Genomic DNA, 14,225 nt, shown 5'->3' on the forward strand with positions numbered 1-14,225 from the left:
GATAAATATTCTCATAAGCAAAAGAGAACGGATGAATCACCGGTGCAGATGGATTGCCGAAGCCCTTCATGCGCCCTACAATGCGAACAATTCTTGTTCTCTAAAGCATGCCGATGCTTGCGGAGCGTTCCTGTTGAGCCCGTCCAATACCGTCGAAGTTTTGTACAACGACCATCACCACTGGCTCACCGGCTGGTTGCGACGCAAACTCGGCTGCCCGGAAAGTGCCGCCGACCTGGCTCAGGACACGTTCATCCGCGTGCTCACCGGGCGGGAAACACCAACGCTGATCGAACCCCGCGCGTTCCTCACCACTGTCGCCAAGCGTGTGCTGTTCAACTTCTACCGTCGCCAGGACCTGGAACGCGCCTATCTCGATGCCTTGGCGCAAATGCCCGAACACGTGGCACCGTCGGAAGAAGAACGCGCAATCATCCTGCAAACCCTAATCGAGCTGGACCAACTGCTCGACGGCCTGCCCACGCAGGTCAAGCGTGCCTTCCTGTTGGCCCAACTCGATGGCCTGACTTACGCGCAAATCGGCGCTGAGTTAGGCATTTCCATCGCCACTGTTAAGCGCCACTTGAGCAAAGCGGCGATGCGCTGCTACTTCGCGCTATGAATTTTTCCACGCAAGTCGCCGAACAAGCCGTGCATTGGTTGATGGAAATGCAGCAAGGCGCCCTCAATCCGCGCCAGCAAGCCGCCTGGCAACAATGGTTGAACGCCCACAGCGAACACCAGCGCGCGTGGGACCACATGCAGCGCGTCAACCAGCGCCTGCGCGGCATGCCGTCGCCGCTGGCCCACGCGGCACTGAACGCCCCCACCTCCACCAGCCGACGCCAGGCCCTGAAGCTGCTGCTGATACTCGGCGCAGGTTCAGCCGCCGCCTGGAGCCTGCGCCAGCAACATATAGTGCCGCCGCTGAGCGCCGACTACCGTAGCCCCGTCGGCCAGCGCCGTAAGGTACAACTGGCGGATGGCAGCCAATTGCAGCTCAATACCGGCAGTGCGGTGGATGTGCATTTCGACGGCCAGCAACGCCTGATCCGCTTGCTCGAAGGCGAGATCCTGTTGACCAGCGCCGCAGGCAATACGCCGCTGCAGGTGCTGACCGGCCAGGGCCTGCTCAGCAGCCAGGCGGCGCGTTTGAACGTGCGCCAGTTCAACGATCACACTCAACTGTCGGTGTTCGAGGGGCGCGTCGACGTCATGCCCAATACCTATAGCGGCCTGCCGCTGACAGTCCAGGCTTCGCATCAGGTCAATTTCACGCGCAAAGGCTGGGACACCCCGCACCCTACCGACGCCAACAGCGGCGCCTGGGCCGACGGCATGCTGGTCGCGGCTCACATGCGCCTGGAAGACTTCCTCGGCGAACTCGGCCGTTATCGGCGTGGCCAGGTTAATTGCGACCCACAGGTGGCCAATCTGCTGATCTCCGGCAGCTATCCACTGGACAACAGCGAACGCATTCTCGACCTGCTGGAAGTGAGCCTGCCGGTCAAAATCCGGCGGTTTACCCGCTACTGGGTGACCGTCCAGGCCCGCGCCTGAACTTTTTCTTAAAAACGATGAGCCGTTTTCCACACCTCGCGTGACAGAGAAGGAAAGCCACCTAGATCCTTCCTTCTCAGGACCGCCCGTCATGCCCCAGCAACCGACGCTTCTCGCCCGCTCACTGCGCCAACTCCTACTCGGCGCCAGCCTGAGTCTTACCGTACTGCCTCAGGTGATGGCCGCCGACGCCAAGCCTTTTCACATCGCGCCGACTTCGTTGGAAGCCGCACTGAATCAATTTGGCCGCGAAGCCGGCGTATTGATCTCCTTTGGTTCCGAAGTGACGGCGGGCAGGCAGAGCCGTGGCTTGACGGGCAACTACAGCGCGGCTGAAGGCCTGCAAAAACTGCTGGAAGGCACCGGCCTGCAAGCCCGCGCCGAAGGCGACAATGCCTACAGCCTGCAACCGGCCACTGCCCCAGCCAGCATTGAGTTGGGCACCTCCAGCGTGGTCGGCGACTGGCTCGGCGACGCCGCGCAAACCAACGTCTTCGAACACCCCGGCGCCCGTGATGTGATCCGCCGTGAAGAATTCGAACGCCAGGGCGCGACCCAGGCCAAAGACGTGCTCAACCGCATCCCTGGCGTCAACGCGCCGGAAAATAACGGCACCGGCAGCCATGACATGGCGCTGAACTTCGGTATTCGCGGCCTCAACCCGCGCCTGGCATCACGCTCCACGGTGCTGATGGACGGCATCCCGGTGCCTTTCGCGCCTTACGGCCAGCCACAGCTTTCGTTTGCACCGATCAGCATGGGCAACATGGACGCGGTGGACGTCGTCCGCGGCGGCGGCGCCGTGCGCTACGGCCCGCAAAACGTCGGCGGTGTGGTCAACTTCGTGACCCGCGCAATTCCGGACGCGCCCACTGTCAAAGGCGGCTTGCAGACCGAAACCAGCCCGTCCTCCAGCCATGACGGATTCAAGACCACCGGCAACCTGCTCGCCGGCGGCACCGCCGACAATGGCCTGGGCGGGGCGATTTTGTACTCCGGTACCCGTGGCGGCGACTGGCGCGAACACAGCGACACGCAAATCGACGACCTGATTCTCAAGGGCAAATACCAACTCGACGACGCCAACAGTTTCAACGCCATGGCGCAGTACTACGAAGGCCAGGCCGACATGCCTGGGGGCTTGAACGTCGCGAACTACAAGGCCGACCCGTACCAGTCCACCCGCCCCTACGACAAATTCTGGGGCCGCCGTACGATGTTCAACATCGGCTATCGCTATGAGCAGGACCGTCGCGAATTTACCGTGAACAGCTTCTTCACCAAGACCCTGCGCAGCGGCTACCTGGACCAGGGCACGTTCCTTTCGCTGTCCCCGCGTGAATATTGGGTACGTGGCATCGAGACCCGCTTCGCCCAAGGTTTTGACCTGGGTCCGACCAGCCATGAAGTCGGCGTCGGTTACCGCTACATCAACGAAGCCGGCCACGAACTGCGTTACCGCACGCCGATCGCCGCCAACCAGCAAATCCCCAGCACCGACAGCCGCAACGACCGCGACACCCGTGGCGGCACCGAAGCCAACGCCTTCTTCGTCGATGACCGGATTGATATCGGCAAGTGGACCATCACCCCTGGCATTCGCTACGAGATGATCGAGTCCCAGCAGACCAACAACCTCACCAACGTCAAATACAAGGGCGACTACAACACCGCGCTGCCGGCGCTGAACGTGCTCTACCACCTTACCGACAGCTGGAACCTTTACGCCAACACCGAAGGCTCGTTCGGCAGCGTGCAGTACAGCCAGATGCCCAACCGCGTGACCAGCGGCGAAGTGAAACCGGAAAAAGCCCGCACCTGGGAACTGGGCACCCGCTACGACGACGGCACCTTACGTGCGGAAATCGGTGCGTTTCTGATCAACTTCGACAACCAGTACGAAAGCAACCAGACCAACGACTCGGTGATTGCCCGTGGCGAAACGCGCCATCAGGGTATCGAGACCAGCGTCAACTATGCGCTCGACGGTTTGAGCCCGGCACTGGCCGGCTTTGATGTCTATGCCACCTACGCCTACGTCGACGCCACCATTCGCGAAGACGGCCCGAACAAAGGTAACCGCGTGCCTTTCTCCTCCAAGCACAAGGGCACTCTGGGCGTGGGTTACACCGAAGGTCGCTGGAAGCTCAACCTGGACAGCAGCTACCAGAGCAGCCAGTTCGCCGACAACGCCAATACCCAAAAGGAAACTGCTGACGGCGCAAACGGACGCATCCCGGGCTACATGTTATTCAGCAGCCGCGCGGCATATGACTTCGGCCCGCAGCTGTCGGACTTGAACGTGGCAGTCGGGGTGAAAAACATCTTCAACACGCAGTACTTCACCCGCTCGTTCGACGATAACAACAAGGGCAAATACATAGGCGAGCCGCGCACGGTCTACGTGCAAACCTCCATCGCGTTTTAAGCCTGAAACGAAAACGGGCCTGCAAATGCAGGCCCGTTTTTAGTGGGGTGTGAAAAAACTGTCAGCTGTTAAGTGCAGCATTTTCGTTTTCCAGGAATTCCTCTTCAAGCGCGTCATCGTTCACTTTATTGGCCGGCAGGTTTTTACCGGCAGCGCGTGGCTTGCCTTGCAGTTTGCCAAACAAATGTTCCAACGCATGGTCCAGCTTGGTGGCTGCACCGTCGATCGCCTGTTCCAGGGTATCGGCCTTGTGCAGGACCGACACTGGCTGATGGCCTTTTGGCCGTGCTTCCAGGCGGCAACTTAAATCGTGGGGACCGGGCTTATCGCCGTTCTCATCTTTCAGGTAGACCTCAACGCGGGTCAGGTCTTCTTCATAACGTTCGAGCGTGCTTTCAATGGTAGTACGTACCCACTCCTCCAGTCGGATGCTGCTTTCAATATGGTTATCGCTATTGACTTGGATTTGCATAGTTTTTCCCTTATTTCAGCTAGCTCGCGAGAGATCACGACTGCTTTACCAGGCAGGTAAAACCATGACCTCTTGATTACACAATTGGGCAGACCGCGAAACAATTCAACCCCTTTGCAAAGATAAATCACACATTACAAATTAAGTCTGACAACGATCAAACACGCTGTTATCGTCGGGAGTTGGGTACATCTTCTCACTCGCCCAATTTCCTACAACTGCCCCTCTCCCAGGGGGTGCAATCCGCGAAAAATCATCGCTTCTTCCACCAGCCAATCATGGACCGCCCGCACGCCCGGATGGTTCAGCGCGCCTGGCGCATACAACAATACGTAGCGTTTGTGGTTAGGCACGGCCAAGCCGAACGGCACGATCAAAGTACCGCGCTCCAGCTCATCGTTAAGCAAAGTGCGCCGCGCAATGGCCACGCCCATGCCGGCGATGGCGGCTTCGATGGTCAGGTGGTTGCGGTTGAAGGTGTGGCCACGACGCACATCGGCAACGTGATAGCCGATGGCATTCAGGTAGAACTCCCACTCCGCGTACTCATAACTCCCACGCCACGCAGTGATGTCGTGCAGCAGCGGGAAATGCACCAAATCAGCCGGGCCATGCAACGGTGGGCGACCACGCAACAGGCTGGGTGCGCAGACCGGGAAGATCTGTTCGTCCAGCAGGGCTGTGGATAACAGGCCGGGGTAGCTGCCGTCATTCAAGTCGATGGCCAGGTCGAAGTCGCCCTCATGCAGGGCAATGCTGCTGTCTTCGGCGACCATGCGCAGTTGGATATCCGGAAAACGCTGCTGCAAGCGCGGTAAACGTGGGGTCAGCCATTTGCCGAGAAACGACGGGATCGAGCGCAGGCGCAGGGTGCCGCTGATCATCCCCACGTCCAAGCGCTGCAATTCAGCATCGATGCTGCCGTAGGCTTCACCCACCGTTGCTGCCAACCGCTGCCCCTCGGCACTCAGCTCTACGCCACGTGCGCGTCGATGAAACAAGCGGAAACCTAATCGCTCCTCCAACTGACGGATTTGCTGGCTCACCGCCCCCGGCGTGATGTGCAGTTCTTCGGCGCAGCGGGTGAACGACAAATGCCGCGCCGCACAGGAAAAAACGTGCAGCCACACATAAGTCTGACCATGGAGGGGTCGGGTCATAGCGTTTAGTCCAGCTAAAGGGTGTCTTAGGATAATTCGTTGGTCAGTGCCGATCCAGAGCCTCAGTATCGCGCTAATTCCGCTCGTCCTACAAAAGATGGCAGCGATTTCCACTCCATTGCTTGTAAGGCTTTAGCATGGCTATCAGTGTTTTCGATCTATTCAAGGTAGGCATTGGCCCTTCCAGCTCTCATACCGTCGGCCCCATGCGGGCGGCGGCAACGTTTGCCCAAGCGCTGATCGACACCCAATTGCTGCGCGATACCCGCCGCGTTGAAGTGCGCCTGTATGGCTCGCTGTCCGCTACAGGCGTCGGTCACGCCACCGACCGTGCCTGCGTGATGGGCCTGATGGGCGAATGGCCAGATCAGGTCGATCCGACCTCAATCAATGCACGCATCCAGCAATTGCGCGAGTCCGGACGACTGCTACTCGCAGGCCAGCAGGAAATTGCCTTCAACTGGCATACAGATCTCCTACTGCTGGACGAAAGCTTGCCCTACCACCCCAACGCCATGTCCCTGCACGCCTACGGCGAAAACGGCCTGCTGAACGAGCAAACCTATTACTCGGTGGGTGGTGGTTTCATCATAGAGGCAGCCGAAGCAGCCTCGGGCATCGCGCCGACCAGCGATGTGGAATTGCCCTACGACTTTTCCAGCGCCGCTGAACTGCTGGCCCTCTGCAACAAGCACGGCCTGCGGGTATCGGAGCTGATGATGGCCAACGAACGTGCGTGGCGCAGCGACGACGAAATTCGCAGCGGCCTGTTGCATATCTGGTCGGTGATGCGCGAATGCGTGGAACAAGGCCTGCGCGATGAAGGCATTCTGCCGGGTGGCCTGGACGTGCCCCGCCGTGCAGCGAAATTACACCGCAGCCTGTTGGAAATCGGCAAACCGAATGTCATCACGTCAACCTTGTCGGCCATGGAGTGGGTCAACCTGTTCGCCCTCGCCGTCAACGAAGAAAACGCCGCTGGCGGGCGCATGGTCACCGCACCGACCAATGGCGCCGCCGGCATTATCCCGGCAGTGCTGCATTACTACATGAAGTTCAACGCCGACGCGTCTGACGACGACGTGGTCAATTTCTTCCTGGCCGCGGCGGCAGTGGGCATTCTCTGCAAGAAAAACGCCTCGATCTCCGGTGCTGAAGTCGGCTGCCAGGGCGAGGTCGGCTCGGCCTGCGCCATGGCCGCTGCCGGGTTGGCGGACATTCTTGGCGCCACGCCGGAGCAACTGGAAAACGCCGCCGAAATTGGCCTTGAACACAACCTCGGCCTCACCTGCGACCCGGTCGGTGGCCTGGTGCAAGTACCGTGTATCGAGCGCAATGCCATCGCCGCCGTCAAGGCGATCAACGCCACGCAAATGGCCCTGCGCGGTGATGGCAAACACTTTATTTCCCTCGACCGGGTGATCCGCACCATGCGCGATACCGGCGCCGATATGCATGACAAATACAAGGAAACTTCACGGGGCGGCCTGGCGGTCAGCTGGGTGGAGTGCTGAGGAGCACTCCCTGACTGCCCCAACGTGAGCCCGCGCAAAAATAATAACGAGGCAATAACGATGACCGATGTACGTACACCTGCTGCTGATAATCCTGCTGTAGAGAGCACCGTCACAACCGGCTGGACCCAGCACGACACCACCTGGATGCTGGGCCTCTACGGCACCGCCATCGGTGCTGGTACCTTGTTCCTGCCGATCAATGCTGGCCTCGGCGGCTTCTGGCCGCTGATCATCCTGGCACTGCTGGCCTTCCCGATGACCTTCTTCGCCCACCGTGGGCTGACGCGCTTTGTGCTGTCAGGCAAATCCGGTGATATCACCGAAGTGGTCGAAGAGCATTTCGGCGTCGGCGCCGGCAAGCTGATCACCCTGCTGTATTTCTTTGCAATCTTCCCGATCCTGCTGGTGTACGCCGTGGCGCTGACCAACACCCTGGGCAGCTTCATGGAGCACCAACTGCACATGACCCCGCCGCCGCGGGCGATCCTGTCGCTGGTGCTGATCCTCGGCCTGATGGCCATCGTGCGTTGCGGCCAGGGCGTGATCATCAAGGCGATGAGCGTGCTGGTGTACCCGTTCGTCGCTGCCTTGCTGTTACTGGCGTTGAGCCTGATCCCCAACTGGAACGGCGCGTTCTTCGCCTCCGCCAGTGAGGGCATGCCGTTGCCACTGTTCTTCAAGACGCTGTGGCTGGCGATCCCGGTGATGGTGTTTTCCTTCAACCATTCGCCGATCATCTCCGCGTTCGCCGTCGACCAGAAACGCGTGTATGGCGCGCAAGCCGAGCGCAAAAGCAGCGGCATTCTGGCCACCGCCCACGGCATGATGGTGTTGACCGTGATGTTCTTCTGCTTCAGTTGTGTACTGGCACTGTCACCGGCAGACCTCGCAGCAGCCAAGGCGCAGAACATCTCGATCCTGTCGTACCTGGCCAACCACTTCCAGACCCCAGTGATCGCTTACGCCGCGCCGTTGATCGCGCTGGTGGCCATCACCAAATCCTTCCTCGGCCACTACATCGGTGCCAGCGAAGGCTTCCAGGGCCTGATCGTCAAATCCCTGCGTGGGCGCAATCGTTCGATGTCGTCCAAATGGCTGGAACGCTGCACCGCACTGTTCATGGTGCTGACCTGCTGGGCCGTGGCCACTTTCAACCCGAGCATCCTGGGCATGATCGAGACCATGGGCGGGCCCATCATCGCGTGCCTGCTGTTCCTGATGCCGATGTACGCAATTCGCCGCGTGCCATCCCTGCGCCAGTATTCGGGCCAAGTCTCGAATGTATTTGTAGTGGTGATCGGGCTGATTGCGCTGTCTGCGATCGTTTTTTCCGTACTGCCCTGAAATAGCCCACAACGTCCATTCAATGTGGGAGCGGGCTTGCCCGCGATAGCCGTCCGTCAGTCAGAAATTAACAAGCTGACGAACCGCAATCGCGGGCAAGCCCGCTCCCACATGGGTCAGGCGCAGTCAGGTAGGTCGCCACACGGCACGCCCCTTGCTGTACAGCTTATGAAGCAAACGGATCTTGTGACGCTTCAGCGACGAAGTGGCCGGTGGTCAGGAGACACGAACTAATCCCAACACCGGTCGTCAATGACTGCATGTTCTTATCAGGCGGTAACGCACCATGGACAATCCTTTTCAGATCATCACCGACACCTTCACCCCGGAATATCGGGTCAACCTGAGCATCCAGCGGTTGGACGGCAGCATTATGCTCACCCTCTCCAATGAGGACGGGGTGGTAGCCAAACGCATGATCAGCGCCGAACAGCGCAACGATCCAAAGCGGCTGAAGCGTTTGGTGCAGAGCATCCAATTCGGTATTGCCATCGAACAGGGTCACAGCGCCATGGAAATCCTGGCGGTGATGACAGATGGCGATCACAAAGTGCTACAGCGACCGCCCACCCGCCCCCTGCCCTTCAGCGTCGGGCTTTAAAGCTCGCCCTTCTCGGTTTCCAGGCTCGCCCCGCCCTTGCGACGCGGGCCTTCGACCTTCACCGACGGGAACGCCGACGACGCGTAGCGCACCACCAGTATGGCGAACGCCAGCAGCAGAATCCCGCCGCACAGGTAGATGATTCCTACGTCTGGTGGGTTGTGGTGCGACACGTTGGAGATCAGCAGGCGCGTCAGGGCGGTGATCGCCACGTAGATCAGAAAGCGCACCGGCATGTGGTTGGTCTTGAAATAAATCCCGACCATGGCGCCCAATTCCAAGTAGATGAACAGCAGCAAGATGTCATCAATCTTGATGTGCCCGTTCTCCAGCATCCCCAGAAATTCCATCACCGCTGCCCAAGCGGTCACCGCACCAATGGCGAACAACGCCAGGTAGTGGAACGACTCGACAAACAGATTGCCCAGGGACTCGGCCAGACCATGTACTTGCTGGCGCAGCCTTTCGGCCCAGTTGATTTTCACGATGATGCTTCCTTAGGTCGACTCGACCGGATAATGCGGGTTGGACGTGACGGTTGTTCTGCATGCAGAAAAAAGGCCAGGGCAGGTATGAGATGATGGCCGGGTGACATGAGACACGCTTAACCTGTATTTACGGGCTACATTAAAAACTGCTATCCAAACCCCACGGTTTGGCTTACTCTTTTTGCTGTATATAAATACAGTAGTCGCAAAAGACAACTATCGTGAAGGCATGTGAGGTGGTGAATGGCCGTCGAAGTGGTATACCGCAGCAGCCGAGATCTGGAGCGTTTGTTCATGGATAAAGCCGAAGCTGACCGTCATGACAAAATGCTTGAGCTCGCTGAGCTGCTGGCAGAAGTGTTGCAAAAAGCCGTGCCGTCCCTGAGTGAGCAGCAGGTGGAAGAAGCCGGGATCTACATGGCGAAGAACCGCGATGTATTTGCCAAGGCGTTCAAGAGCCAGCCGGACGCGTTGTCCGAGTTGCTCAACGCTGCGGCGGAATAAAGCCAGAATTGAACAGGCCCTGAATCATCGATTCAGGGCCTTTTTAATAGCGGGTTATTGGTACAGCAACCGTTCGGCCAGTTCATCCGCCACCCGTGCGGGGGAGCGTTTTTCGGCCTGGGCGTGGGCGAAGATTTCGGTTAGGCGCGTACCGATGTTGGACAGGTGCGCAGTAATGGTCGCCAGTTCTGCGCCGCTGTGCTTGAGGGCCACGTAGATCAGGCCACCGGAGTTGATCACGTAGTCGGGGGCGTAGAGGATGCCGCGCCCTTCAAGTTGGTCGGCCACTTGCAGGTTGGTCAGTTGCGCACTCGCGGAACCGGCCACGGCGGCGCAGCGCAGTTGGCCGACGCTCTGGCGGTTGAGCACGGCGCCGAGGCCGCAGGGCGCGAGGATGTCGCACGGCGTGCTCATTAACGCCTCGTTGGCGATGGGGTGCGCGCCCAGTTGCTCCATGGCCAGCTGCACCTTGCCATGGTCGATGTCGCTGACCAGCAATTCGGCGCCGGCGGCGTGCAGTTGTTCGGCCAGGGCGTAGCCGACATTGCCCAAGCCTTGGATGGCCACGCGCAAGCCTTCCAGGTTGTCGCTGCCCAGGCGGGCCATGGCGGTGGTGCGGATGCCGGCGAACACGCCCATGGCGGCATGGGGTGAAGGGTCGCCCGCGGCGGTGGTGCTGGTCACGTAACGAGTGTGCTGGGCGATGCAATCCATGTCCGCCACCGAGGTGCCACTGTCGGTAGCGGTGATGTAGCGGCCGTCGAGTTGTTCGATACAACGGCCAAACGCTTCAAACAGTGCCGCGCGGTTTTCCACGTGGCCTGGGCGCAGGATCACTGCGGTGCCGCCGCCCACCGGCAATCCCGCCAGTGCGGCCTTGTAGCTCATGCCCTGGGCCAGGCGCGCGGCATCGGCCACGGCACTTTCGTCGTCGGGGTAGGAGAGGTAACGGCAACCACCGAGGGCGGGCCCAAGGCGACTGTTGTGGATGGCGATGACCGCCTTCAGCCCGGTGACCGGGTCGACGCTCAAGTGCAGCGATTCAAGGCGGGTGCTATGCATGAGAGCAAACATCGTCAAGCTCCCGAATCACTTCTGGTAGTGGGCCAAGTATAGGCGTGTGGCAGAAAAGTGCCGGACCACGCTGGAATAAGACGCCCGTTTTTGCGGGACTTGGGAAATAAGCGCAGGATATTTTCTAAGCCACTGGACGAAAAATCCCAGCAAGGCTAAAACGGGGGCATATGCCGGAGAATGCAATGAATCCCCGCAAAGCCTTTTTCGCCTGCCTGGAACGCTCACCACCTGCGCTGTTTGAAGCGGCGCTGTGGATTGCCGCCGAGCATGACCCGGCGGTGCAGCCGTTGCTGATCCTGCAGGAGCTGACCCTGTTGCAACAGCAGGTGAGCCTGGGCATGCCCATGCTGCCAGCGGATGAGCAGGCCCAGCCGCTGCTGCGGCGCATGAATGACCTGGGGTTTGCCCAGGATGAATTCACCCCCTTGCGCCCCGCCGCCGCCCTGCTGGACAAGGTCTTGCAACGCAAACGTGGACAACCCTTGGCCATGGGGCTGATCGCCATGGAACTGGCGCGGCGCCTCGACATCCCCATGGTCGGCGTGAATTTCCCCGGCCACTTCCTGCTGCGGGTACCCGGTGCCGATCACCTGCTGGACCCCTGCGGCGGCCGACGTCTGTACCCCAATGATTGTCGCGACCTGCTGCAACGCCAATATGGCCCCAACCTCAAGTTGCAAGCCGACCACCTGCACACCGCCGACCCGCGTTCGATCCTGCAACGGCTGTCGCGCAACCTGCGGCAACTGCACCTTTCCAATGACGCCCCGCTTGAAGCGCTGGTCGATGCCGAACGCGTGCTGGAACTGGGCAATGCCAGCGCCGCCGATTACCTGGCGAGGGCCAGCCTGTATCAGCGCCTGGACTGCCCTAACGCCGAACGCTTCGACCTGGAGCACGCGTTGATGCTCAGCGAAGACCCCATCCAACGCCTGCGCCTGACGGAGCGGCTGGGGCACCTGCCGCCCAATTCAGTGGTGCATTAAGCCTGCGGCGTCTTGAGAATATCCCCAGTCATCGGGTTCTTCGGCAGCTCAACCCCGGGCGAACGCACCTGAATAATCAACAACGCCGCAATCACCGCCGGTATCGCGCAGAAGAAGAAAATCTGCTCCACCGGGATATGCATCGCGAGCAGCATGCTGCCAAACAGCGGCCCCAGGATTGAGCCAAATCGCCCTACCCCCAATGCCCAGCCCGTACCGGTAGCGCGCACATGCGCCGGGTAGAAGTTGCTGGCAAAGGCATTGAGGGTCAACTGGCCACCGATGATGCAAAACCCGGCCGCAAAGACGCAGGCCACCAAATAGCGAGGGTTGTCATGGTTCAGGCCGAGCAAAACGGTGCACACCGCAGCCGCCGCCAGCACGCCTGACAGTAGTCGTACTTTGCTTTTCAAGCGGTCGGCGAACCAGGCCATGCCGATGGCGCCCAAGGTGCCGGCGAACAGGAACATCGATGTCACCAGATTGGCGTCTTTCAGCGTCAACCCACTTTCCAGAAGCAGCGACGGCAACCAACTGATCATGAAATACAGCAGGATCAGGCTGACAAAAAAGGTCGCCCAGATCAGCACGGTCGGGCGCGCGTAGCCGTTACGGAACAACTCCACGACCGTCAGTTCGCTGCCTTGCTCCTGTTGGTTTTCTGCCTGTGTCGCCAGCGGCGGTTGCCAGTCGGGCAGCATACGCACCGTCACCGTCCGCAAACGTGCATAGGGCGGGGCATCACGCAGCAAACGCGGCAGGGATTCCGGCAGCAGCCACACCAGAAACGGGAACAGCAGCAACGGCGTCACGCCTCCGGCAAGAAACACTGCCTGCCACCCGAAGCCTTCAATAAACCCTGCCGCCACGAAACCACCTGCGGCCCCGCCAAACGAGAAGCCACAAGCCGCCAAGGTCACCATCAGCGTGCGCAAGCGTGGTGGGGAATAGTCCGACATCAACGCCATCGCACTCGGCATCGCGCCTCCCATGCCGATACCGCAGATAAACCGTGCGGCCATCAGCGTGTTCAGCGAGTTGGCAAACACCATCAACACGGTGAGGCTGGCGTAGATCAGCACACAGCCGAGCAGGATGCGGCGTACGCCAAAGCGATCGGCCAAGGGTGTGACCAGCAATGAGCCGAGCGTCAGCCCCAGCAGGTTGGCGCTGAACACCGGACCAAATGCAGCTTTCTCCAGCCCCCAATCCTTGGCCAGCGCTGGCACGACATATCCCAGCACTTGGGCGTCATAGCCATCGGTGACCAGCAGCAGCGCGAGCAACAGGAGAATCAACCACTGATAGCGCGATACCGGACGGGCGTCGAGTGCCGCGCGAAAGCTGGCAATTTGGTTGTGCATCGCAAGGTACCTATTATTTTTATAAGGATCACGCCGAACAAATGTGGGAGCGGGCTTGCTCGCTCCCACATTTAGGGTTGGGGTGTGTCGGGTTGATTGGCAGGGTGGGCCTGGATAAATGCCGGATGCTGCGCCACCAGCCCCGCCACCCGCCCAATGCGCGGGTACGCCGCCAATGGCACTTTGAAGCGTTCTGCCGCATACAGCTGAGGGATCAGAAACGCATCAGCCAACCCCGGCTGGTCGCCAAAGCAATAACCTTGGTCACCAATCAATTGCTCCACCGCACCCAGCCCCTGGCTGATCCAATGACCGATCCACTCCAACACCTTCGTCTCGTCATGCCCCCATTGCCGCAGCAGGTTCTGGGTGCTCGAATTATGCAGTGGGTGGATATCACAGCCGATAATCGACGCCACCGCACGCTCATGCGCGCGGGTCGCCAAGTCTTTGGAGAGCAACGGCGCCTGTGGATAACGTTCCTCCAGGTATTCGATGATCGCCGGTGACTGAATCAGCAACTCGCCCTCATCAGTACGCAACGCCGGCACGCGACCTTGTGGGTTGATCGCCAGGTACTCCGGCTGGCGATTGGCACCACCCGCCGGCACCAGCAGGTTGACTGGCACGGCACTGAAATCCAGGCCCTTGAGTGCCAAGGCGATACGCACCCGGTACGACGCGGTGGAACGGTAGTAGGTATAGAGTTCCATCGCCCTGCCCT

14 protein-coding genes are annotated in these 14,225 nt (G+C 60.0%); 8 read left to right on the top strand and 6 right to left on the bottom strand.

Going from position 1 to position 14,225, the window contains the following annotated elements:
- Nucleotides 1-133: 133 nt before the first annotated feature.
- The 3 genes from BFP95_RS19095 (at nucleotide 134) to fecA (ending at nucleotide 3,988) form a co-directional block, all read left to right on the top strand.
- Nucleotides 134-622, top strand: coding sequence for a sigma-70 family RNA polymerase sigma factor (locus tag BFP95_RS19095; protein ID WP_065871738.1), 489 nt, complete (start codon nucleotides 134-136; stop codon nucleotides 620-622).
- A complete protein-coding gene (locus BFP95_RS19100; protein WP_065871737.1) occupies nucleotides 619-1,560 on the top strand; it encodes a FecR domain-containing protein in 942 nt (313 codons plus the stop codon). Before BFP95_RS19095 ends, BFP95_RS19100 begins: the two co-directional genes overlap by 4 nt.
- 91 nt (nucleotides 1,561-1,651) lie before the next feature.
- Entirely contained in the window at nucleotides 1,652-3,988 is a 2,337-nt protein-coding gene (fecA, locus tag BFP95_RS19105) for a TonB-dependent Fe(3+) dicitrate receptor FecA (protein WP_065871736.1), read from the top strand.
- A 61-nt stretch (nucleotides 3,989-4,049) separates the two neighbouring features.
- Here the strand turns inward: fecA and BFP95_RS19110 are convergent, their stop codons facing one another.
- Nucleotides 4,050-4,460 carry an HPF/RaiA family ribosome-associated protein gene (locus tag BFP95_RS19110; protein ID WP_065871735.1) on the bottom strand — a complete coding sequence of 137 codons (411 nt, stop codon included), beginning with the start codon at nucleotides 4,458-4,460 and terminating at the stop codon, nucleotides 4,050-4,052.
- A 212-nt stretch (nucleotides 4,461-4,672) separates the two neighbouring features.
- Nucleotides 4,673-5,620, bottom strand: a complete 948-nt coding sequence (locus BFP95_RS19115) for a LysR substrate-binding domain-containing protein (RefSeq protein WP_065910562.1) — start codon at nucleotides 5,618-5,620, stop codon at nucleotides 4,673-4,675.
- Between the two features lie 137 nt (nucleotides 5,621-5,757).
- Here BFP95_RS19115 and BFP95_RS19120 point away from each other — a divergent pair, with 137 nt between their 5' ends.
- The 3 genes from BFP95_RS19120 to BFP95_RS19130 all read left to right on the top strand — a co-directional run bounded on the left by BFP95_RS19120 (nucleotide 5,758) and on the right by BFP95_RS19130 (nucleotide 9,082).
- Nucleotides 5,758-7,134 (top strand): L-serine ammonia-lyase, encoded by a 1,377-nt coding sequence (locus BFP95_RS19120; RefSeq protein WP_065879573.1) that lies wholly within the window; start codon nucleotides 5,758-5,760, stop codon nucleotides 7,132-7,134.
- A 60-nt stretch (nucleotides 7,135-7,194) separates the two neighbouring features.
- The gene (locus tag BFP95_RS19125) at nucleotides 7,195-8,481 is read left to right on the top strand and encodes a serine/threonine transporter (protein ID WP_065910563.1); all 1,287 of its coding nucleotides are present in this window, start codon (nucleotides 7,195-7,197) and stop codon (nucleotides 8,479-8,481) included.
- A 286-nt stretch (nucleotides 8,482-8,767) separates the two neighbouring features.
- Nucleotides 8,768-9,082 carry a DUF3509 domain-containing protein gene (locus BFP95_RS19130; protein WP_065871731.1) on the top strand — a complete coding sequence of 105 codons (315 nt, stop codon included), beginning with the start codon at nucleotides 8,768-8,770 and terminating at the stop codon, nucleotides 9,080-9,082.
- Here the strand turns inward: BFP95_RS19130 and BFP95_RS19135 are convergent.
- Nucleotides 9,079-9,567, bottom strand: a complete 489-nt coding sequence (locus tag BFP95_RS19135; RefSeq protein WP_049709853.1) for a phosphate-starvation-inducible protein PsiE — start codon at nucleotides 9,565-9,567, stop codon at nucleotides 9,079-9,081. The two genes, BFP95_RS19130 and BFP95_RS19135, sit on opposite strands and share 4 nt — an antisense overlap.
- 246 nt (nucleotides 9,568-9,813) lie before the next feature.
- Between BFP95_RS19135 and BFP95_RS19140 the strand changes: the two genes are divergently transcribed.
- On the top strand, nucleotides 9,814-10,074 hold the full coding sequence (locus BFP95_RS19140; protein WP_003171979.1) for a YebG family protein: 261 nt from the start codon (nucleotides 9,814-9,816) through the stop codon (nucleotides 10,072-10,074).
- A gap of 54 nt (nucleotides 10,075-10,128) precedes the next feature.
- Here BFP95_RS19140 and BFP95_RS19145 read toward each other — a convergent pair whose 3' ends face one another.
- Nucleotides 10,129-11,148, bottom strand: a complete 1,020-nt coding sequence (locus BFP95_RS19145; protein WP_065871730.1) for a Leu/Phe/Val dehydrogenase — start codon at nucleotides 11,146-11,148, stop codon at nucleotides 10,129-10,131.
- A gap of 185 nt (nucleotides 11,149-11,333) precedes the next feature.
- Here BFP95_RS19145 and BFP95_RS19150 point away from each other — a divergent pair, with 185 nt between their 5' ends.
- Nucleotides 11,334-12,137: a SirB1 family protein gene (locus BFP95_RS19150; RefSeq protein WP_049709855.1), complete on the top strand. Its 804-nt coding sequence runs from the start codon at nucleotides 11,334-11,336 to the stop codon at nucleotides 12,135-12,137.
- On the opposite strand, the gene BFP95_RS19155 is transcribed toward BFP95_RS19150, so the two are convergent.
- Together BFP95_RS19155 and maiA are read right to left on the bottom strand one after the other, a co-directional pair.
- Nucleotides 12,134-13,501, bottom strand: coding sequence for an MFS transporter (locus BFP95_RS19155; RefSeq protein WP_065910564.1), 1,368 nt, complete (start codon nucleotides 13,499-13,501; stop codon nucleotides 12,134-12,136). The two genes, BFP95_RS19150 and BFP95_RS19155, sit on opposite strands and share 4 nt — an antisense overlap.
- A gap of 71 nt (nucleotides 13,502-13,572) precedes the next feature.
- A complete protein-coding gene (maiA, locus tag BFP95_RS19160) occupies nucleotides 13,573-14,214 on the bottom strand; it encodes a maleylacetoacetate isomerase (RefSeq protein WP_065910565.1) in 642 nt (213 codons plus the stop codon).
- Nucleotides 14,215-14,225 lie beyond the last annotated feature (11 nt).

The sequence above is a fragment of the Pseudomonas sp. 58 R 12 genome (assembly GCF_900005865.1).
GTDB classification, from domain to species: domain Bacteria; phylum Pseudomonadota; class Gammaproteobacteria; order Pseudomonadales; family Pseudomonadaceae; genus Aquipseudomonas; species Aquipseudomonas tritici.